This window comes from Acidovorax sp. sif0632 (assembly GCF_019218805.1).
GTDB lineage: Bacteria > Pseudomonadota > Gammaproteobacteria > Burkholderiales > Burkholderiaceae_C > Acidovorax > Acidovorax facilis.
This window is the reverse complement of sequence record NZ_JAHUWW010000004.1, coordinates 488,485-508,659: the sequence shown is the minus strand read 5'-3', so window position 1 is coordinate 508,659 and position 20,175 is coordinate 488,485. Positions and strand designations below refer to the sequence as shown.

At 64.4% G+C, this 20,175-nt stretch carries 15 protein-coding genes; 9 read left to right on the top strand and 6 right to left on the bottom strand.

Features of this window, described 5'->3' with window-relative positions; all coding sequences use genetic code 11:
* Window positions 1-18 precede the first annotated feature (18 nt).
* The 8 genes from KW832_RS15975 (at window position 19) to KW832_RS15940 (ending at window position 11,866) form a co-directional block, all read left to right on the top strand.
* Window positions 19-2,241: a TonB-dependent siderophore receptor gene (locus tag KW832_RS15975; protein WP_218300646.1), complete on the top strand. Its 2,223-nt coding sequence runs from the start codon at window positions 19-21 to the stop codon at window positions 2,239-2,241.
* Window positions 2,242-2,426: 185 nt separating this feature from the next.
* Window positions 2,427-3,164, top strand: coding sequence for a DUF4198 domain-containing protein (locus KW832_RS15970; protein WP_218300645.1), 738 nt, complete (start codon window positions 2,427-2,429; stop codon window positions 3,162-3,164).
* 163 nt (window positions 3,165-3,327) lie between these two features.
* Window positions 3,328-5,463 carry a TonB-dependent siderophore receptor gene (locus KW832_RS15965; RefSeq protein WP_218300644.1) on the top strand — a complete coding sequence of 712 codons (2,136 nt, stop codon included), beginning with the start codon at window positions 3,328-3,330 and terminating at the stop codon, window positions 5,461-5,463.
* A 136-nt stretch (window positions 5,464-5,599) separates the two neighbouring features.
* Window positions 5,600-7,777: a TonB-dependent siderophore receptor gene (locus KW832_RS15960; RefSeq protein WP_218300643.1), complete on the top strand. Its 2,178-nt coding sequence runs from the start codon at window positions 5,600-5,602 to the stop codon at window positions 7,775-7,777.
* A 179-nt stretch (window positions 7,778-7,956) separates the two neighbouring features.
* The gene (locus tag KW832_RS15955; protein ID WP_218300642.1) at window positions 7,957-8,793 is read left to right on the top strand and encodes a glycosyltransferase family A protein; all 837 of its coding nucleotides are present in this window, start codon (window positions 7,957-7,959) and stop codon (window positions 8,791-8,793) included.
* The gene (locus KW832_RS25925) at window positions 8,790-9,206 is read left to right on the top strand and encodes an FdtA/QdtA family cupin domain-containing protein (RefSeq protein ID WP_218300641.1); all 417 of its coding nucleotides are present in this window, start codon (window positions 8,790-8,792) and stop codon (window positions 9,204-9,206) included. Before KW832_RS15955 ends, KW832_RS25925 begins: the two co-directional genes overlap by 4 nt.
* Before the next feature lie 5 nt (window positions 9,207-9,211).
* Window positions 9,212-10,420 carry an FAD-binding oxidoreductase gene (locus KW832_RS15945; RefSeq protein ID WP_218300640.1) on the top strand — a complete coding sequence of 403 codons (1,209 nt, stop codon included), beginning with the start codon at window positions 9,212-9,214 and terminating at the stop codon, window positions 10,418-10,420.
* Window positions 10,421-10,900: 480 nt separating this feature from the next.
* Complete coding sequence (locus KW832_RS15940) at window positions 10,901-11,866, top strand: porin (RefSeq protein ID WP_055399553.1); 966 nt, start codon at window positions 10,901-10,903, stop codon at window positions 11,864-11,866.
* A 120-nt stretch (window positions 11,867-11,986) separates the two neighbouring features.
* Here KW832_RS15940 and KW832_RS15935 read toward each other — a convergent pair whose 3' ends face one another.
* From KW832_RS15935 to KW832_RS15915, 5 genes are all read right to left on the bottom strand, one after another.
* Complete coding sequence (locus tag KW832_RS15935) at window positions 11,987-12,331, bottom strand: PepSY domain-containing protein (RefSeq protein ID WP_218300639.1); 345 nt, start codon at window positions 12,329-12,331, stop codon at window positions 11,987-11,989.
* A 211-nt stretch (window positions 12,332-12,542) separates the two neighbouring features.
* A complete protein-coding gene (locus KW832_RS15930) occupies window positions 12,543-13,226 on the bottom strand; it encodes a GNAT family N-acetyltransferase (RefSeq protein WP_218300638.1) in 684 nt (227 codons plus the stop codon).
* Entirely contained in the window at window positions 13,223-13,771 is a 549-nt protein-coding gene (locus tag KW832_RS15925; protein WP_218300637.1) for a MarR family winged helix-turn-helix transcriptional regulator, read from the bottom strand. The genes KW832_RS15930 and KW832_RS15925 overlap by 4 nt, the downstream gene beginning before the upstream one ends.
* A 331-nt stretch (window positions 13,772-14,102) precedes the next feature.
* The gene (locus KW832_RS15920; protein WP_218300636.1) at window positions 14,103-14,876 is read right to left on the bottom strand and encodes a hypothetical protein; all 774 of its coding nucleotides are present in this window, start codon (window positions 14,874-14,876) and stop codon (window positions 14,103-14,105) included.
* 152 nt (window positions 14,877-15,028) lie between these two features.
* Window positions 15,029-16,465, bottom strand: a complete 1,437-nt coding sequence (locus KW832_RS15915; RefSeq protein WP_055399550.1) for an NAD-dependent succinate-semialdehyde dehydrogenase — start codon at window positions 16,463-16,465, stop codon at window positions 15,029-15,031.
* Window positions 16,466-16,553: 88 nt separating this feature from the next.
* On the opposite strand from KW832_RS15915, the gene KW832_RS15910 reads away from it, so the two are divergent.
* On the top strand, window positions 16,554-17,726 hold the full coding sequence (locus tag KW832_RS15910; protein ID WP_218300635.1) for a pyridoxal phosphate-dependent aminotransferase: 1,173 nt from the start codon (window positions 16,554-16,556) through the stop codon (window positions 17,724-17,726).
* A gap of 862 nt (window positions 17,727-18,588) precedes the next feature.
* On the opposite strand, the gene KW832_RS15905 is transcribed toward KW832_RS15910, so the two are convergent.
* Entirely contained in the window at window positions 18,589-20,085 is a 1,497-nt protein-coding gene (locus KW832_RS15905; RefSeq protein WP_218300634.1) for an efflux transporter outer membrane subunit, read from the bottom strand.
* Between the last annotated feature and the right edge of the window lie 90 nt (window positions 20,086-20,175).

Here is a 20,175-nt window from a genome sequence, read left to right as displayed (position 1 = left end):
CCGCACCTTCACCACGCCATGCGCAATCCCCATTCCCCTCGCCGCCCTGCCCTGACCCCAGCCGCACTGGCCGCCGCCCTGCTCTTCACACTGGGCGCGCCTGCCGCTTGGGCGCAAGCGACGGCCAGCGGCACCGAGCCCGACGGCAAAACCCTTTCCACCGTCACCGTCAACGCCAGCGCCGACGCATCGGCGCAAGGCCTGTCGCCCGCCTACCCCGGCGGCCAGGTGGCCCGTGGGGGCCGTGCGGGCATCCTGGGCACCAAGGACGCGATGGACACGCCGTTTTCCATCACCAGCTACACCAACGAACTGATCCAGGACCGCCATGCCCGCAGCGTGGGCGATGTGCTGCAGAACGACCCCACGGTGCGCGTTGCACGTGGCTTTGGCAATTTTCAGGAGGCGTTCTTCATTCGGGGGTTCATCCTCGATTCGGATGACACGGCCTACAACGGCCTGTACAGCCTGCTGCCGCGCCAATACATTGCCACCGAACTGTTCGAGCGTGTGGAGGTGCTGCGCGGTGCATCGGCCTTTTTGAACGGCGCCAGCCCCAACGGCGGCGGCCTGGGCGGCAGCATCAACCTGCTGCCCAAGCGCGCGCCCAACGAACCCTTGAACCGCGTGACCTTTGGCGTGGCCAGCGGCGGCCAGACGCAGGTGGCGGCCGACATTGCCCGGCGCTTTGGGCCCGATGGCAATACGGGCATCCGCGTGAATGCTGCTGCCCGCAATGGCGGCACGGCGGTGGACCACGAAGACGTGCAGCTCGGCCTGCTGGCCGTGGGCCTGGACTGGCGCAGCCGCGATGTGCGCCTGTCGGGCGACATCGGCTGGCAAGACCACAAGCTCAAGAACACCCGCACCAACGTCACGCTGGGCAGCGCTGTGACCACGGTGCCGAGCGTGCCCGACAACCAGACCAACTTTGCCCAGCCCTGGAGCTACTCCAACGAGCGCGATGTGTTCGGCACGCTGCGTGGCGAGTGGGACCTGTCGCCCAGCACCACGGCCTGGGCTGCGGCGGGCGCGCGCCGTGGCGAAGAAGCCAATTCACTGGCCAACCTCACGGTGACCAACGCCGCCAGCGGAGCCGCCACCACCTACCGCTTTGACAACACCCGCAAGGACAGTGTGAACACCGGCGAGCTGGGCCTGCGCGGCAAGCTGCAGACCGGCAGCGTGGGGCATGAATGGGTGGCGGTGGCGTCGCACTACGACTTCGAAAAGAAGAACGCCTACGCCATGGATTGGCGCAACACGCACGCCACCATTCTTTACAACCCCATAGCCACCAACCTGCCCGGCTTCAGCGCCAACGCCCTGTTGGGCGGCGACCTGGCCAATCCCCTGCGCACCGGCAGCACGCGCCTGTCCAGCTTTGCGCTGGGTGACACGATGGCGTTCATGGACAACCGCATGCTCTTCACCGTGGGCTTGCGCCACCAGAAGATGGAGATCGCCAATTACGACTACGGCACCGCGCTGCAGACCGACCGCTACGACCAGAGCCGCACCAGCCCGCTGCTGGCGGCTGTCTACAAGGTGGACAAGGGCCTGTCGGTGTATGCCAACTATGTGGAAGGCCTGAGCCAGGGCCAGACCGCGCCCAGCACGGCGACCAACCGTGGCGAGATGCTGGCGCCGTATGTCTCCAAACAAAAGGAAGTGGGCATCAAGTTTGACGCCGGCCGCGTGGGCGGCAGCGTGGCGCTGTTCTCCACCACCAAGCCGCGTGCGTTTTTGAACACGGCCAACCTCTTCAGCACCAGCGGCAAGGACCGCCACCAGGGCATCGAGCTGGCCGTGCAAGGCGAGGCCACCAAGGGCCTGCGCCTGCTGGGCGGCCTGACCTGGCTGGATGCCAAGCAGCTGACCACCGGCGCTCCCGCCACCGACGGCCAGCGCGTCATCGGTGTGCCCAAGCTGCAAGCCAACCTGGGGGCGGAATGGGACGTGCCCGGCGTGCCGGGCCTGGCCGTGGACGGCCGCTGGGTGCACACCGGCGCCAGTTATGCCAACGCCACCAACACCCTGCGCGTGCCCGGCTGGAACCGGCTCGACGTGGGTGCCCGCTATATGACGGAAGTGCAAGGCAAGCTCGTTACGCTGCGCGCGCGCATCGACAACCTGACCAACCGCAATTACTGGGCCTCAGTCGGCGGCTACCCCGGCTCGGGCTACCTGGTGGTGGGTGCGCCGCGCACCTTGTCGCTGAGCGTGAGCGTGGACTTCTAAAGCGGCAACCCGCGCCACACAGGCACTGCCAAGACCCGTTTCAGGGTCAAAAAGCCACCCAGCGCTTATCCAACAAGCGCAGGCAGCTATCAAAAAATGAGTATTTTTCCCCTGTAGCGCCGGGGGTGTGGAGCACTGCGCTCCGCTGTTTTTGCTGTCACTAAACCACTGAAAGGAAAACGTCCATGTCCTCGAACCAACGCCTCCAAGCCCCGCTGCTGTCCACCCTGCTGGCCTGCGCCGCCCTCACCGCGGTGCCCTCCGTCCATGCCCACCAGGTCTGGCTCGAAAACGCTGGCGGCCAGGCGCGCCTGCACTTTGGCGAGTTCAACGAGAACCTGCGCGAGACCTCGCCCGGCCGGCTGGACCAGTTCAAGGGTGTGCCTGCACTGGAACAACAACGCGCAGGTGCCGCCGCACAGCGCGTGGAAGGCCAGCTCGCCAAAGACGCTTTTGTCTACACCACCACGGGCACGCCCGACACGCTGTTCGCCGCCGCCAGCTACCCGCTGATCGACCGCAGCAAGCGCAACCTGCCTGCCATGATCTGGCAGCCCTCGGCCCGCTGGGTGGCCAGCCTGGCCAAGCCCGTGGCACCCACCGCGCCGCTGGACCTGGTGCCCACCGGCAAGCCCGGCGAGCTGAAGGTGGTCTACAAGGGCGCGCCGCTGCCCAAGGCCAAGGTGCAGCTGGCCGCCCCGTCGGGCTGGACGCGCGAGGCCGAGGCCGGTGAAGACGGCACGGTGACCTTCGTCACCCCCTGGAAGGGCCAGTACGTGGCCGAGGTAAAGCACAGCGACAAGACCCCCGGCGAAGTGCAAGGCGAGAAGTACGGCGAAGCCAGCTACGTGACCACGCTCACCTTTGTGCTGGCCGACGGCATGGCGTCGCCTGCCCTGCCCGAGCCGCCCAAGGCCCACTGAGCCCCGGCTGCCGCCACCGCCGATTTGCTAGCCGCACAAACCACCGCCCTCTCGGGGCGCGTGGTACTGCCTTGGCACGCTCGGGCGGCTGGCATTCATATCACTAAAAATGGGCTGTAGCGCTTTACGTAAAAGCGCCGACAGCTATTACTTCGATAGCGCCATGATTCACCCCAATCTCTTGCGCACCGCGGTGGCGCAAGCCGCACTGCTGGCTGTGTGCGGCACCGCGTTCGCGCAGAACAGCACAGCACCCGCACCTATACCCTCCGACGCTCCAGCAGCCGCCCCCTCCTTGCGCCAGGTCGATGTCATCGACTCCACGGCAGGCGAAGCCGCCACGCCCGCACGGCGCGCGCAAAGCAGCTCGCGCCTGGGCCTGTCGGTGCTGGAAACGCCGCGCTCGGTCAGCGTGATCGACAACGCGCTTCTGGAGCAGCAGATGGCCACCACCGAGCGCGATGTGCTGCGCAATGCCTCGGGCGTGTCCTCGCGCAGCGAGTACTACGGCTCGTACTCGCAGTTCTCCATCCGGGGGCTGTGGGCCAACAATACCTACAACTTCTTGCGCGACGGCGCCAAGTTCATCCACCTGCTGGACCCACCGCTGTTCAACATCGAGCGTGTGGAAGTCATCAAAGGCCCGGCCGCGCTGGAGTTTGGCCAGGTCGCGCCTGGCGGCCTCGTCAACTACGTGAGCAAGCGGCCCCAGGCCGATCCGCTGCGCACCGTGAAGATCGGCGCCGGCAGCCACGGCTGGCGCAGTGCCGAGTTCGACCTGACTGGCCCGCTCAACACCGATGGCACGCTGCGCTACCGCCTGGACGGTGGCGCCAGCCGGGGCGGCAGTTTTGTGGATGGCAACACCCCGCGCAAGCAAGGCATTGCAGGCAGCCTGGAGTGGCAGGTCACGTCCGACACCGTCTGGCGCGCGCAGGCCGAGACCCAAAGCATCGACGGCACTTCTACCTCCGGTTTGGCCGTGCCCGACCCCAAGAATCCACGCAGCGCGGACGTGCTGCCGGTGGGCGCGTTCTACGGCGAGCCCTGGTTGAAAACCGATGGCCATCTGCGCTTTTACTCCACCGAGCTGCAGCACCGCTTTTCGGACCAGCTGGAAGGCCGCGTGCACCTGTCGCGCAACGAAACCTTTCGCAACGTGAACATCGTGTCGCCCATGGGCCCGGTGACCAACGGCCGCGTGGCGCGCGGCTACTGGATGGCGCCGGGGCAAAAATACACGTCGGACACGGCTCTGGCCGAACTGCGCGCGCAGCTGCAGACCGGCGCGGTCAAGCACACGGTTCTGGCAGGCCTGGACTGGCGCGCCATTGCGGGCTTCTATGGCGCGCGCACCACAGGCAACCTGGGCGCCATCGACCTCTACAACCCCGTTGCAGGCCTGGTGCCACCCGTGGCCTCCACCGGCGTGGGCAAGCTCTCCTCCGACGCCCGCAACACCGGTGTGTTTGTGCAAGACCGGATTGTGCTGGGCGATTTCGGCCTGCTGCTGGGCCTGCGCCACGACCGCTTCAAAGACGCCTACACCACGCCCGTCACCGACGTGAGCAAGACACAGCCGAGCGCGGCGATCAGCTGGGAGCCCCGCCCGGGCAGCATGCTCTACGCGAGCCATGCGCGCTCGTTCCAGGCCAACTCGGGCACGCTGGTGTGGGGGGCGCAATCGGCCCCGCCCTCAGAGGGCAAGCAGCTGGAGGTGGGCTGGAAGCAGGAATGGCTGAACCAGCGCCTGATGACCACCGTGTCGGCGTTTGACCTGGAACTGACCAACGCCCCCGCCACCGACCCGGCGCACCCCGGCTACTCGGTGCTTACCGCGCGCCAGCGCATCAGGGGCATCGAGCTGGAGCTGCAGGGCCGCATCACGCCCGGCTGGACGGTGACGGCCAACGCCAGCTTCCACGACCCCAAGGTGCTGGCCAACACCACGGCCGGTGCCAACGTAGGCAACCGCGTTGCGCTGGCCACGCGCCGCAACGCATCGCTGTGGACACAGTACCGCCTGCCCCAGCTGCCCGGTTTGTGGGTGGGCGGCGGCCTTGTGCACCAGGGCGACAAGTTCACCGCCAACGACAACAGGTGGCGCCTGCCCGGCTACACCGTGGTGGACCTGGCCGTGGGCTACCAGTTTGCAGGCGGCGTGCGGCTGCAGGCCAACCTGAAGAACGCGGGCAACCGCCGCTACTACATCGACGGCACCACCACCGCCGCCGGTTTTGGCGCCGTGGTGCCCGGCACGCCGCGCAGCCTGCAGGTGTCGCTGGACTACACGTTCTGAAGACAGGCGCCAAGGCTGCGCCTGTCCCATCGCCAGCCCCGAAAGCCAAGCGCTCCTGGCACTCCAGGCGCGCCACGCGCCGTGCCTGGCCTTCGGGCCCGCCCCCTATTTTTTAAACCATCGGAGAAACAGCACCATGCAATCTGGCATCACCGTTTGCCGCACCGCCATCGCGCACGCGGCCCTGCTCGCCCTGTGCGGCGCCGCCCATGCGCAGCAGGCCACACCCACCGCACCCACGGCGCCCGCTGCAGAGAAAGCCCTGGCCCCCGTCACCGTGAGTGCGGGCGCCGAGCAGGAGAACCCCACCGCACCCGTCACCGGCTTTGTGGCCAAGCGCGCCCTCAGCGCCACGAAGACCGACACCCCGCTCATCGAAACCCCGCAGGCCATCAGCGTGATCACCCGCGACCAGATGGAGGCCCAGGGCGTGCAGACGCTGCGCCAGGTGACGGCGTACACGGCGGGGGCCGTGTCCAACTATTTCGACAGCCGTCAGGACACCTTCAAGGCGCGCGGCGGTGACGTGACGCAGTACCTCGATGGCATGGTGCGCTTCATCGGCTACTGGAACGACACCCGGCCCGACCCCTACACGCTGGAGCGTGTCGAGTTTCTGCGCGGCCCCTCGTCGGTGCTGTATGGCCAGGGCAGCGTGGGCGGTGTGCTCAACCTCACCAGCAAGCGCCCGCAAGCCGAAACGCAGCGCGAAGTGCAAGTGCAGCTGGGCAGCAACGCACGCAAGCAGATCGCCGCCGACATGACCGGCAAGCTCACGCAGGATGGCGAATGGCTCTACCGTCTGGTGGCCGTGGGCCGCGACAGCGACACGCAGGTGGACCATGTGCGCGACGACCGCGTAGTGATCGCCCCCACCGTCACCTGGAAGCCCAGCGCCGCCACCTCGCTCACGCTGCAGCTCACGCACCAGAAGGACAAGAGCGGTTCGCTCATCGGCTTCTTCCCCTGGCAGGGCACGCAGCTGCCCAACCGCTACGGGCAGATCCCGACCAACACCTTCATCAGCGAACCCGGCTGGGACCGCTACAACTCCGAAAGCACCTCCTGGGGCTACCTGTTCAGCCACCAGATCGACAGCGCCTGGACTGTGCGCCAGAACCTGCGCCGCAGTGTGAGCGACGTGGACTACCGCACGCTGTACACCAGCTTTGCCGCCAATGCCGCACTGGGCCGCCCCGCGCGCCCCGTGTTCAACGCCGACAACCGCACCGTGCTGCGCGACGCCTCGTGGACGCTGGGCAACGCGCGCATGCTGCTGGTAGATACGCAGGTCGAAGGCAAGCTGCGCTGGGGTGAAACCGAGCACACCGTGCTGGGTGGCCTCGATGTGCAGCGCAACCATTGGGGCCAGCAAAGCTGGCGCGCCGTGGCACCGGCCATCGATGTGTACAACCCCGTGTACGGCAACTTCACGGCGCCGTCGGCATCGGCCCTGGCACGCGTGCCCAGCGTCGAGCAGCGCCAGCTGGGCTTCTACGCCCAGGACCAGATCAAGTGGGGCCGCTGGACCGCCACGCTGGGCCTGCGCCACGACAACGCCAAGAGCGACACCGAAGGCCGACCCGCCGCTGCAGCCGACGACAAGGCCTGGAGCAAACGCGCGGGCGTCACCTACCAGATGGATGGTGGATGGGCACCGTATGCGGGCTACTCCGAGTCCTTCCAGCCGCTGGGCGGCGCCAATGCCTACGGCACCCCCTTCAAGCCCCAGCGCGGCGAGCAGTGGGAGGCCGGTGTGAAATGGCAGCCGCCTGGCCAGGGCATCAACGCCTTCGCCGCCGTTTACCAGCTGCGCGAAAAGAACCGCAAGACCACCGACCCGGGCAACCCGCTCAACAGCCTTCAGATCGGCGAGGTCAAGGTCAAAGGTTTTGAGGCCGAAGTGCAGGCCAGCCTGGCGCGCAACTGGGACTTCACGGTCGGCTACGCCTTTACCGACGCCAAGATCAGCCGCAGCAACACCGGCGACCAGGGCCAGCCCGTTGCCAGCACCCCGCGCCACACCGCATCCGCCTGGTTGAGCCACCGCTTCGCCAGCGAAGGCCGTGGTGGCTGGACGGTGGGCGCGGGCGTGCGCTACACCGGCTCGCAGTGGAGCGGCACCAGCGCCATCAGCACCCCGGCCGCCACGCTGGCCGACGCCATGGTGGCGTATGACGCCGGCGACTGGCGCGTGGCCTTCAACGTGGTGAACCTGGCGGACAAGGTGCACATCACGCAGTGCCTGGCGCGAGGGGATTGTTTCTATGGGCAGGCGCGGACGTACACGCTGACTTCGACGTACCGGTTCTGACGACTGGAAGGGGCGCCCCAAGCGCACTGAGAGTACGCCGTGGGGTGCCCCAACTTAGCCCCCACTCTGCCTCGGCATTCATGCACACAGCAGGCGTGAAGTGGAGGTGGGCGGGTTACCGCACCGCCCACCTGTTCAGTCCCACTACACTGGGCGTTGGCGTTCACTTCACCCAACCCATGCAACCCCATTCAAAGCCCTCCAAAGTGGCCGCGCTGGTTCCGGCGTGGCAGTCTTCGGCGTTCATTCAAGCAACCCTCGACTCTCTCTCAGCCCAGACTTACCCACACCTGGAAGTCATCGTCTCTGTCGATGAGTGCAATGATTCGACCTATGAGATTTGCATCGCCCATGCTCAGAAAGATGCTCGTTTCCGAGTAATCCGCCAATCGCAGCGGCTAGGGTATGTGGGCAACTGCAACTTTTTGCTCAATCAGGCCGAAGCTGATTACGTACTTTTTGCATTTCATGATGACATCCTGAACCCTGACTACATCACGCTGCTGGCAGAAGTGCTTGACGCACGGCCAGAGGTCGTCATGAGTTATTCAGACGTTCACCTGACAAACACCAACGGAACGGAAGAACACTGGGTATTCACCGAACTTGAAGGCGTTTGTGACCCGGTTCAGCGGGGTGTTCTCATGATGAGTGGAAAAAATAAATGGTGGGTGCCCAACCGAGGGTTATTTCGCCTCGGTCAAGCTCGGCAAATCAACGGCCTCAAAACCCACCATGCGGGAGAATTTTCGGCAGACTGGCCATGGCTGTTCCATATGAGCCTTTTGGGAGAATTCGCACGGGTTCCCAAAACCCTGTGCTACAAGTATTACAAGCCTGGAAGCTTATCGAGAAGCTGGCAGTTTTCCAAGCACCAGATCTATGAAGTTTACGCGGCCATAATGCGCGAAATCTGGATATCCGGCCTTACCACTGAGCAAAAGCTCACGCTTGCCAGTCCCTTGGCAAGATGGCTCTACCACAATAATCCTGATCGACTCGGCGAGGGCAAGTGATAAATACCACCGACCCGGCTTCCTGTTCGAGCTGGTTTGGAGGGCGAGCTCGCCTGGTTGATCTCCCCATTCATTCAGACGAGCGTGGCGACCTGCTACCGCTCGACTTCGACCGCCTTCCGTTCATGCCACGCCGCGTATTCACCGTAACAGGCGTCCCCGCCGGCTCCATCCGGGGGGAGCATGGCCACCACAGTGGGGAACAACTGTTGGTTTGCCTGCAAGGGAAAATCGACCTTTTGCTCAGAAAGGGGGACGAAGAAGCCACTACGGCGCTCACCCCAGCGGGGCCAGGCCTCCTTTTGGGCGCAGGCGTGTGGTGCCGCCAGACTTACCTCGTCTCGAATTCCGTGCTATTGGTATTGGCCAGCGAACCGTATGATCCAGAGTCATATATATCCACCTGGAACTGATATAAATGCGAAAGACTTCCCGAATTGCCATCCTTGGCGCCGGAATCATGGGCTGTTCGACTGCGATATTTCTGGCCCGCAAAGGAATCGAAGTATCTGTCTTCGATATGGCAGAGCAACCATTCAGCGCAGCGAGCCGATGGAATGAAGGGAAAATCCACTTAGGCTGCCTCTACAGCGCAGATCCGTCCCTGAGCACTGCGGACCGTGTCATTCCCGGCGGGCTCAAATTTCGCCCCTTGATCGAGGAATTGGTCGGCACATCCCTCGCTCCAGCGATCACTTCCGAAGATGATCTGTACCTGTGTCACCGCAAATCCGTGACATCTGCAGCAGAAATGAAGACGTACATGGAGAAGGTCGTCGAGCGTGTACGCAATCACCCAGATGCGGCGCAATACTTGGCAGATGCGTCTGGCAGTCGGGTTCACCCGCTGAGCACTTCTGAACTGGCTGGATTGACCTCATCGACAGATATTGTTGCGGGCTTTCGGACTCCTGAGAGATCCGTTGACACCAATTGGGTGGCTGAACGATTCATACCTGCGATGGACGCAGAAGCATCGATCCAGCAGTTTATGAAAACCCGCATCACGGCGGTGCGCCCCGCAAAAGATGGAATCGACGGCAAGTGGGAAATTGAAACTTCCGAAGGCATCTTTGGACCATTCGACTACGTCATCAACTCGCTGTGGCAAGGCCGATTGGCCATAGACCGGACTGCTGGGCTGGAGCCCACGGGAGTTTGGTCACACAGATACCGCCAGTCACTGTTCTTGCGCACCAAAGAACCGGTTCATACGCCTTGCGTGGTCATTGCCACCGGCCCCTTCGGAGACATCAAAAATTACAATGGGCGGGATTTTTATCTCTCCTGGTATTCCGATGGCTTGCGCGTGGACAGCTCCGATATTTCACCACCGGAGCCTCATTTGACTGCCCAGAACTTGGAGAACTTGCCAAACTCCATTTTCGACCATCTCCAATCCTTGTTACCGTGGGTAGCGCAAATTCGCGAGCAAGCGGAGCGCTCCACCATTCAAGGCGGATGGGTCTTTGCTGTCGGGCAAGGTGTGCTTTCGGACCGAGATTCCACACTGCACTCCCGTTCGGAATATGGCATTCAAAGATTCGGAAACTATATATCCGTCGACACCGGCAAATACTCAACAGCACCCGCCATGGCCCGCGCCCTGGTAGAAGCGATTATCTAGCCACCTCAGAAATATCGTTCCTGATGGGCACCATATCAATCCGAGCATTTGATTGGTCCCAAAATCTCTGAAGCCTGTCACGACTTGATCGTCGGAACTGCACGCGATCAGGCTTACACCACCCACACGCCGCGTTCTGGGCCTGCCGCCACAGAGCCCCCGTGCGCCGCATCGGTGCTCGCCCGCACGGGCCTGCACCATCGGCCTCGACGAAGCGCCCGAGAGCCCAGCCGGGGCGCTCCAGGAAAAATGTTCCACTTTGTTGCACAGCACCAACACCCCCACGGGTAAAAGGTGTTTACCCCTGTGGCGGACATACAAATAGGCCATTAGCATCCCCCTCCGTTGCAAAGTGCAACGATCACATCACCACAGGCATCAAACTTGCTTGTAGCGACGGCCCGAAAGCATCACCCCTGTGCGTTTTTGGCCGGTGATTATTTGTCATCAAACAAAATTTGATTTAAGGAAACCTTGCTAATGAAAACGATTAACCGCTGCGCCCTCGCCGCGCTGGCCCTGGTGGGTACGTCTGCTGCCTTTGCACAGAGCAGCGTCACCCTGTACGGCCGGGTCAACACCACGTTCGAGCACCAAAAAGAAGGCAATGTGTCCAAGACCGGCCTGTTCAACAACTCCTCCCGCTTCGGCTTCAAGGGCCAGGAAGACCTGGGCGGCGGTTTGATGGCAGGCTTCCAGCTGGAAAGCGGCTTTGACTCCAGCACCGGCGCCACAAGCTCCACCTTCTTCGGCCGCCAGAGCGAAGTGAACCTTGCCGGTGGCTTCGGCATGCTGCGTCTGGGCAACTTCACTTCGGAGTCCTACTACGCCACCGCTGACTTCATCAGCAACCACAACCACGACACCGGTTCGTCGTCGGATGCGCTGTACGCCTACCCTGCCCGCGACGCAAACAAGATCGCCTATCGCGCCCCCAGCCTGGGCGGCGCCACGTTCGAAGCCGGCTGGGCCATGCATGAGCAAGCCAGCGGCACCGGCGGCAAGAACAGCCTCGACCTGGCTGCCAACTACGAGATCGGCAAGCTGGGCCTGGGCGCCGGTTACTCCAAGCTGGACGACCAGAACCAGTTCGCGGTGCGTGCTTCGTACTCGACCGGCCCCTTCGTGGTGGGCGCCTACGTGCAGCGCGACAAGAACGTGTTCTTCGCCAACGGCGGCAACCGCACCAACGTGCGCCTGTCGGGTGCCTACATCATGGGCGTGTCGGAATTCCACCTGAACGTGGGCCGTGCCGGCAAGTACTCCAACGTGGCCGACAGCGCCGCCACCCAGTACACCGTGGGCTACAACTACAACCTGAGCAAGCGCACCAAGATCTACACGTACTACACCCGCATCAACAACAACCACAACGCCAGCTACGGCGTGGCCACTGCGGGCAACGACTTCAGCTCCTTCGCGATGGGTGTGCGCCACAACTTCTGATGGCCTGATCCCGCTGCTGCCCTAACTGGTGGGAGGGCAGACATACAGCTATTTGCCCCCGCACTTCTTCGGAGTGCGGGGTTTTTTTACGCTACAGCATCCGGCCTTTTTGCAGCGGTTTTATTTGGCAATATTCTGCCGCACGAGTTTCGACGTGACAGGATCGAAATAGGCCTCAACCATATTGCCACTCTTGAATCCGTATATTTCGTAGCAACTGCCATTGGCGATTTTGAACGTGGCGATTTTGTAGCCACGAAACTCCGCCAGCAGGCGCATTTCCGCCTCAGGCAACCACTGGCTTCGCGGCTCCCGCGTACACACATCTTCAGTGCGCTCGCGGCTGAAACTGGATGGCCCCGCCGACTGGACGGGCGGCTTGCCGGCCTCCGCGGCCAGCGCGGACACAGCCAAGGCCAAGGCTCCCACCGCACTCGCAGCGACGTTTCTCACAGCATGGTTCATCGACAGGCCTCCAATGGAATGATGGTTTCATGCTAGCCATGCCAGATTAATTTTTGCTTAACTCAATTGATCCCGCAAAAAATATCAATGGTTCGGCGCATTTTATTTTCACTCTTCAGAATTTCATTATCCCAAGTCCGCTTAGCCCCTTGAGATGGCCAGCATAAAATGCGGCGGTCTGGGATGGCGTGTCCTCAGCCGGTCTACTGCCTTATTTTCCCAAGACAGCCACCTGCACCTCCGTGCGGATTTCAAACCCCAGGCTTTCGTACAAGGCAATGGCGGCTTCATTCGTGGTCCACGCATGCAAAAAAGGCTGGTCCCCCCGCTGTTGAATGGCGTGGGCCACCACGGATGAAAGCCGGCGGGCATAACCGCGCCCTCGAAACTCGGGGTGGACACACACGCCGCTCACTTCGGTGCCGCCTTCAAAACGCATGCGTTCACCCGCCATGGCCACCAGCAGACCTTCGGACCGGATGCCCACAAAGCGGCCCATGGTGTGGGTGCGCGCAAGGAACGGGCCGGGCTCAGTCAACTGCGCCAGGGCCAGCATGGCGGCAGCATCGGCATCACCCAGCACGACGACGGCCTCCGCGCCGGGCTCGGCTGCAATAGCCCGCCCGGCCAGCATCTGCACGCCCACGGCGCGGCGAAGGGCCTGCAGCCCCTGGGGCACCGGCATGGGCTGCGCTTGCAGCACGAAGACCGATTCCCCCTCGGCCACCAGACCGGCCAGCGCGGCAAGGCTGGCGTCATCGGCGTCATCCCGGGCCGAAGCAAACAGGTTGACGTCCCGCCGGTAGCGCTTGGCCAAGTCGCCACCTTCTGCCAGGCCGGGAGTGGAGGTCAGCGATGCCCAGACGGGCCGGTCGAAGGGGTTGGTGGTGGTCATCGTGCTGTTTCCTTTCCTGGGGCACGCGGAGTTTTTTGGCGACGGCCTGTGGCGTGCTCTGCGGCAATGGTGGCAGCTGAGCGCTGCAGCAGCGAGGTGCGCGCAAGCCCCGCCTCCAGCGCCTCCAACTGGTCCAGCAAGGGGCCTTCAAGCGACGCACACACCTGGGCTACGGAGGCTTCCAGCACGGGCCAGACATCGCGTTGCGCCCGCTGCACAAGTGCCTGGCCTTGCGAGCTAAGCGCCACGCGGCGCACACGCCGGTCACCCTCCACCGCCTCCGACTGCACCAGCCCGCTGTCTTCCAGCCCTTTCAAGGAGCGCGTGACCACCGGCTGGCTGACGCCGACGGCCTGGCTCAGCTCGCCCACCCCCAGCGCACCATGCCAATCCAGCGCCGCCAACAGCGGGAAGTGCGCTGCAGGCATGTCGATGCCGTGCTGGGTGAGCAGTGCCTGCGTTTGCGCCTGCAGCGCCTCGCCAATGCGCTTGAAGCGGGTGCCGAGCGTGAGGAATCCGAGTTCCTTGACGACGTCTTTGATCATTTTTATTGTTTCTAGATATATATCATGATATGTAAATTGACCATTATGTCAATGGTTTCCTTGCTGCTTTGTGCTGTCTGAATGTGTGGGAATGGACGAACGATGCGCGCGGCGACGAGCAGCGCACGATGGGCGGGTTCTGGTGGTACCCCGCGTCACAGATGCGCGCGGGTGCGGACGCCTGGAAGCCTGCAGACTTTTATACGGTGTAAATCGGCTTTCGCTGTGTGTACGACCCGGTGAATCAGCGCCGAGGGGTACCGCGCGTCAACATCCCGTGCAAAGCTCTGCGGCGGCCTAGCAAAATCACAGCGCCGGTTCGCGAGGCATCTCAATGCCCGCCAAACGTTGCGACCTGCCGTAGCCCGCCCGTCAGGCTCCACAGCGAGATGCACCAGCCATCGCACCCCTCCGACACCACGAGGCCCGGCAGGTCGTTGCCGTCGATGTCAACATAGCTGTCGAGCTTGCCGGGCACCTGGCCCATGTAGGCGTACCCGCCCGTCCCGCGCACAAAGACATGGTGCCGCTGAGCTTCGTAAAAAGCATTCAGGTCGCGCACCACTTGGCCAGGCACCACCACGGTGGTGCGTGCACCCTGGGGCTGGTGAATGGTGATTGCCGATTCCAGCTTGAGCTGGCGGTGCAACGCGCCAAACCTGCGGTCGTCCGACTGCAAGAAAGACTTTAGCGCGCCCAGCTGTTCGGCGTCGGGGGTTCCAACAAGCCATTGGGGCGTGCGCGGCGGCGTGAGTGCGAAGAGTCGGTACTGGCGGGTGTCTGCCTGGGGCACCGGCCCTTGCACGGTCAGCCCTGCTGCATACGGATCTTCCTGTCCTGCAGACCTCGGCGGCAGTTCGGCCTTGCACTGATACCGGATGCCGGCCTGCAGCGCAAAAACCGGTGCACCCTTGTTGCAGTGCTGCACCAGTTGCTGGAGGTGCGCCGGTTGATCAAAATGCGCCCAGACCGGTCCATCGTCGGGCGACAGCCAGGCAAAGAAAAATCCCGGGCGGGAGCTGGCGCCTTCCTTGTCCATGCCCGCCCAAGCGGGGGGCACGCAGGCCAGCGCGAATATGAAGGCAAAGCATTGCAGTGGCAGCATGGGCTCACTCTCCTGAAGAGGGACGCTTGGCGACAGCCCCCAATGGCTCTGGCTCTTCAGCGCACCGCCATTGTGCAGCGCGGCACGGTCGTCAGCATGGCCCCTGACGCGCCTGGCACCAGCAGCGAGTGACCACCGCACTCGCCACACCCTTACACATTCATGATCGACACCAGGCGCGTGTTCAGATGCGCCTCGATGGCCTCGGGGCCGCCTTCCGAGCCATAGCCCGAGTCCTTCAGGCCGCCAAACGGCAACTCGGCCGCAGGTGCGGCGGCCTGGTTGATCCAGAGCATGCCCACTTCCAGGCGCTGCGCCAGCAGGTGCGCATTCTTCAGAGACGATGTGAACGCATAGCCGGCCAGGCCAAACGGCAGGCGGTTGGCTTCGGCAATGGCGTCTTCGATCTTTTCAAACCCACGAATCGCAGCCACGGGGCCAAAGGGTTCTTCGTTCACGATGCGGGCCGACAGGGGCACGTCGTTGAGCACCGTGGGCTGGAAGAAGTTACCTTCGGTGCCGATGCGCTCGCCACCCGTCACCAGCGTGGCGCCCTGCTGCACGGCGTCGGCCATTAGGTCGGCCATCGCTGTGATGCGGCGGGGGTTGGCCAGCGGGCCCATCTGCGTGCCGGCCGTGAGACCATCGCCCACCTTCAGGCCCTGCGCGTACTTGGCGAAGGCAGCCACGAAATCGGCCCGGATGCTCTCGTGCACCAGATAGCGGGTGGGCGAGATGCAGACCTGGCCTGCGTTGCGGAACTTGGCCCCGCTGCCGATCTTGATGGCCAGTTCGAGGTCGGCGTCTTCGGCCACGATGACCGGTGCATGGCCGCCCAGTTCCATCGTCACGCGCTTCATGTGCTTGCCGGCCAGCGCGGCCAGTTGCTTGCCCACGGGCGTGGAGCCGGTGAAGGTGACCTTGCGGATGATGGGGTGCGGAATCAGGTAGCTCGAGATTTCAGCCGGGTCGCCATAGACCAGGCCCACGGTGCCTGCGGGCACACCGGCATCGGCAAACGCGCGGATCAGCTCGGCGGGGCTGGCGGGGGTTTCTTCGGGTGCCTTGACCAGAATGGAGCAACCGGCGCCCAGCGCGGCGGCCAGCTTGCGCACCACCTGGTTGATGGGAAAGTTCCAGGGCGTGAACGCGGCCACGGGGCCCACCGGGTCCTTCAGCACCATCTGCGTGGCCTTGAGGTTGCGCGAGGGCACGATGCGGCCGTACACACGCAGCGATTCGTCGGCAAACCATTCGATGATGTCGGCCGACGCCATGGTCTCGACCTTGGCCTCGGCCAGGGGCTTGCCCTGCTCTTGCACCATGATGGCGGCTATTGATTCGGCGCGCTCGCGCATCAGGGCCGCTGCGCGGCGCATGGTCTTGGCGCGCTCGGCGGCAGGCATGTCGCGCCAGGCTTCAAAACCCTTTTGTGCGGCGTCCAGCGCGCGGTCCAGATCGACCTTGGTGGCATGGGCCACGCGGCCGATTTCCTTGCCCGTGGCGGGGTTGAACACGGCAAGGGTCTTGCCTTCAGCGGCGTCTTGCCACTGGCCTGCGATGAAGAGCTGGGTGTTGGGATAGGTCATGAGCGTTGGTTGGTCAGCCAAGGTGGTGAAAAAATCAAAAAAACGACTATACGCCTGCGATGATGGCTGTGTATTTCAAGGAGATTGCATGCGAGAAGTAGTCCAAAGCCTCGAAGAGTCGCGCATCCGCGAAGTGGCCAACGAGGGCCTGGGGCGCAGCGATGTGCTGAAGTTCTGGTTTGGCGAGAGCGACGAGGTGACGCCCGATTTCATCCGCGACGCGGCCATTGCGTCGCTGCAAAAGGGCGAGACCTTTTACGCCCACAACCTGGGCCTGCCCGAACTGCGCCACGCGATTGCGGGCTACATGCACGGTCTGCACCCGCAGCAGCACACCGATGCGTGGTTCGACCGCATCGCAGTGACGTCCGGCGGTGTGAACGGCCTGATGGTGGCCGTGCAGACCCTGGTGGACGCGGGCGACGAAGTGGTGCTGGTGACGCCCGTGTGGCCCAACCTGGTGGCGCAGCCGCGGATTCTGGGGGCGCAGGTGCGCGCTGTGCCACTGGTGGCCGACGTGCACGGCGCTTGGCAGCTGGACATGGATACGCTGCTGGCCGCCATCACACCTGGCACGCGCCTGCTGGTCGTCAACGCACCCAACAACCCCACGGGCTGGACGCTGACGCGCGAGGAACAAGCCACCATCCTGGCGCACTGCCGCCGCACGGGCACGTGGATTTTGGCGGACGAGGTGTACGAGCGGCTGTACTACGAAGGCGACACGGCCAACGGCGCCGCGCCCAGCTTTCTGGACGTGGCCGAACCGGAGGACCGACTCATCGTGACGCACAGCTTTTCGAAGAGTTTTCTGATGACCGGCTGGCGCCTGGGGTGGCTGGTGTTGCCGCCGTCACTGACGCACGCGGTGGGCAAGCTGATCGAGTTCAACACTTCGTGCGCGCCGGTGTTCGTTCAGCGCGGGGCCACGGTGGCGCTGCAGCGCACGGATGAGGTGACGCCTGCGCTGGTGAACCATCTTCGCAACTGTCGAGACACGCTGGTGCCGCTGCTTGCCGAGGTGCCGGGGGTGTCGGTGGCCACGCCACGTGGGGGCATGTATGCGTTCTTCCACATCGACGGGCATGACGAGTGTTTGACGCTGGCCAAGCGGCTGGTGCGGGAGGCGGGGTTGGGGTTGGCGCCGGGCAGTGCGTTTGGGGGGGAGGCGTCGGGGTGGTTGCGGTGGTGTTTTGCGAGCCGGGATGCGGGGCGGTTGGGGGAAGGGGTGGGGAGGTTGCGGGGATGGCTGAAGGGGTGATTTGAGGTTTTTGAGCCCTTTTTGGCCGCAGGCGCTAGTGGGATATGCGGTGGTAGCTATTGATTTTGTAGTGTCTGGTTGTTGTGCTGATGGGGCCACGTGCCTGGGTTGAGGGCGGAGGCCGGGAGTCGCCCGGCAGGCGAGGTACTTTTCTTTGCTTCGCCAAAGAAAAGTACCCAAAAGAAAGGCGACCCCACTGTCTGCGTCCCCTGCGCTTCGCTCCGGGGCAACCTGCGGTGCTCAGGTTTGGCGGGGTCTCGCTCAACTCGCGCCGCTGCGCGTCGCTCAGACACACGCGAGCCCTGATCCGCCAAACCCTGCGCTCCTCGGCGCATCCAGAGGGGCACGAGGGACAGAACATCCACACGGGCCATCGCTGCGCTCGGCCCCGGATCGCGGGCGCAAGCGCCTCGCGCTGCGCAGGCGCGGCCGAGCGCAGCAATGGCCCGAATGGTTGTGCGGCTGTTGGATGTTCGGCTGTCCACCCCCTGCTGGCTGCGCCTGCGGCGGGGCGGTTGCGGGGTGGCACGCGCGTCGGAGCGCGCGTGCTTAGTGAACTGACTCGCCGTGGATGTCTGAACGAAGCTGCAACGCAGCGCAGTGAGTTCCACGGCGCACCCCGCAGCCGCCCCGCCGCAGGTTTGCCCCTTCGCAACGCGAAGGGGTCGCAGACTGGGGGTCGCCTTTTCTTTGGTGACTTTCTTTTGGCGAAGCAAAAGAAAGTTACTCGCTCGCCGGGCGACTCCCGGCCTCCGCACTCAAGCCAGGCGTACGGCCCAATCAGCACAACAACCAGACACTACAAAATCAATAGCTACCTAGGCATGTTTCACTAGCGCAAGCAGCCCAAACCGCTCAAAAACTACTGCGGCACAGCAGCCATCTTCACCACAGGCTGATCCCCCCACCCTCCCCCGAGCGCACGAATCAACCCCACCGTCGCCACATACTGCGCCGTCCGCACCTGCAGCTCCTGCCGCCGATTGCGCAACTCGCTGCGGCGCGCGTCCAGCAACTCCAGCTGGCTCACCAAGCCATTGCGATACCGCACATCCGACAACTGCGTGGCCCGCCGCGCAGCCGTCACCGCCCGCCCTTGCGCCTCGGCCTGGCCAGACAACAAACGCAGCGAGGTCAGCTGATCCTCCACGTCACGAAACGCATTGAGCACCTGCCCCCGGTGGTCCGCCAGCGCAGCCTCCAGGCGGGCCTTCGCGCCCTCAATCTGTGCATCGCGCTGGCCGCCGTCAAAGATCGGCAGCGACAGCAGCGCACTCACGCCCCAGGCACGGGCCGACCACTTGAACAGGTCACCCAGCTCGGGCGACGCATGCCCCGCATTGCCCGTGAGCGTGACGGCCGGGAACCACGCCTTCTGCGCCACGCCCACGCGCGCTTGCGCGGCCAGCACGGCAGTTTGCGCGGCCGACACATCGGGCCGGCGCGCCAGCACCGTGCCGGGCACGCCAGGCGGTATGACCGGCAGCGCGGCGTCGCCCGTCGCGGGCGGCAGCACAAAGCCGCTGGCCACCTCGCCCGCCAGCACGGCCAGCGCGTTGGTGAGCAGGGCCTGCTGGCGCTGCAAGGCCAGCGCGTCGGACTCGGTGGCCGCCACCTCGGTCTGCACACGGGCCACGTCCAGCTCGGCCACGTCGCCCGCCTGCAGGCGGCGCTGGGTGAGGCGCAGGGTGTCCTGGTAAGCGGCCAGGCTCTCTTGCACCAGCACCTGCTCGGCCTGCACGGCGCGCAGCTGCAGGTAGGTTTGCGCCACATCGGCCTGCACCATGAGGCGCGTGCTCTGCAGCAAGGCCTCGCGCGTGTCGGCGTCCAGGCGCGCGGCGTCGCTGGTTTGCGAGAGGCGGCCGAACAGGTCCAGCTCGTACGAGGCATTGAGCCCCGCCGTGCCCAGCGTGGATGGCACCACGCTGCCCGTGCTGTTGGCACCGGCCTGGCGTGCAACGCCCGCCGAGGCGCCCACTTGCACCGAGCGCGCGGCGTCGGCAGAACGCAGCAGCGTGCGCGCTTCGGCCAGCCGCGCGGCGGCCTGCTGGATGCTGGTGTTGGCCTGGCCCGCACGCTGCACCAGGTCGGCCAGCACCGGGTCTTGAAAGCCCAGCCACCACTCGCCGCGTGGCTGTGCCTCGGCTGGGGCGGCGACCGTCCAGGGGGCGGCGGGCAACGCGTCGCCTCCTGCGGTGAAACTGGTGGGCACGGGCACGCCCGCATGCGGCGCGGGAGCCACGGGCTGGGTCATGCAACCGGCCAGCACCAGGGCGGCGGCCAGGGGCGCTAGCAGGCTGCGCTTGCGCGCTGCGAGGGCACCGTTGGAGGAGTTTTTCTTCAAAAGCAAATCGGTCATGGTTGTTCTCCTGCCCCAGTCGTTACGCCCGCTGCATTCGGCAGCGCGGAGCACGTGGCGAGGGCCACAAAGATTTTTCTTGTCACCGTT

What these genes read in the sequence shown, in the direction of transcription:
- KW832_RS15975 (WP_218300646.1), top strand. Translation starts at nt 19, where the DNA reads ATGCGCAATCCCCATTCCCCTCGCCGCCCTGCCCTGACCCCAGCCGCA.
- KW832_RS15970 (WP_218300645.1), top strand. Translation starts at nt 2,427, where the DNA reads ATGTCCTCGAACCAACGCCTCCAAGCCCCGCTGCTGTCCACCCTGCTG.
- KW832_RS15965 (WP_218300644.1), top strand. Translation starts at nt 3,328, where the DNA reads ATGATTCACCCCAATCTCTTGCGCACCGCGGTGGCGCAAGCCGCACTG.
- KW832_RS15960 (WP_218300643.1), top strand. Translation starts at nt 5,600, where the DNA reads ATGCAATCTGGCATCACCGTTTGCCGCACCGCCATCGCGCACGCGGCC.
- KW832_RS15955 (WP_218300642.1), top strand. Translation starts at nt 7,957, where the DNA reads ATGCAACCCCATTCAAAGCCCTCCAAAGTGGCCGCGCTGGTTCCGGCG.
- KW832_RS15945 (WP_218300640.1), top strand. Translation starts at nt 9,212, where the DNA reads ATGCGAAAGACTTCCCGAATTGCCATCCTTGGCGCCGGAATCATGGGC.
- KW832_RS15940 (WP_055399553.1), top strand. Translation starts at nt 10,901, where the DNA reads ATGAAAACGATTAACCGCTGCGCCCTCGCCGCGCTGGCCCTGGTGGGT.
- KW832_RS15935 (WP_218300639.1), bottom strand. Translation starts at nt 12,331, where the DNA reads ATGAACCATGCTGTGAGAAACGTCGCTGCGAGTGCGGTGGGAGCCTTG.
- KW832_RS15930 (WP_218300638.1), bottom strand. Translation starts at nt 13,226, where the DNA reads ATGACCACCACCAACCCCTTCGACCGGCCCGTCTGGGCATCGCTGACC.
- KW832_RS15925 (WP_218300637.1), bottom strand. Translation starts at nt 13,771, where the DNA reads ATGATCAAAGACGTCGTCAAGGAACTCGGATTCCTCACGCTCGGCACC.
- KW832_RS15920 (WP_218300636.1), bottom strand. Translation starts at nt 14,876, where the DNA reads ATGCTGCCACTGCAATGCTTTGCCTTCATATTCGCGCTGGCCTGCGTG.
- KW832_RS15915 (WP_055399550.1), bottom strand. Translation starts at nt 16,465, where the DNA reads ATGACCTATCCCAACACCCAGCTCTTCATCGCAGGCCAGTGGCAAGAC.
- KW832_RS15910 (WP_218300635.1), top strand. Translation starts at nt 16,554, where the DNA reads ATGCGAGAAGTAGTCCAAAGCCTCGAAGAGTCGCGCATCCGCGAAGTG.
- KW832_RS15905 (WP_218300634.1), bottom strand. Translation starts at nt 20,085, where the DNA reads ATGACCGATTTGCTTTTGAAGAAAAACTCCTCCAACGGTGCCCTCGCA.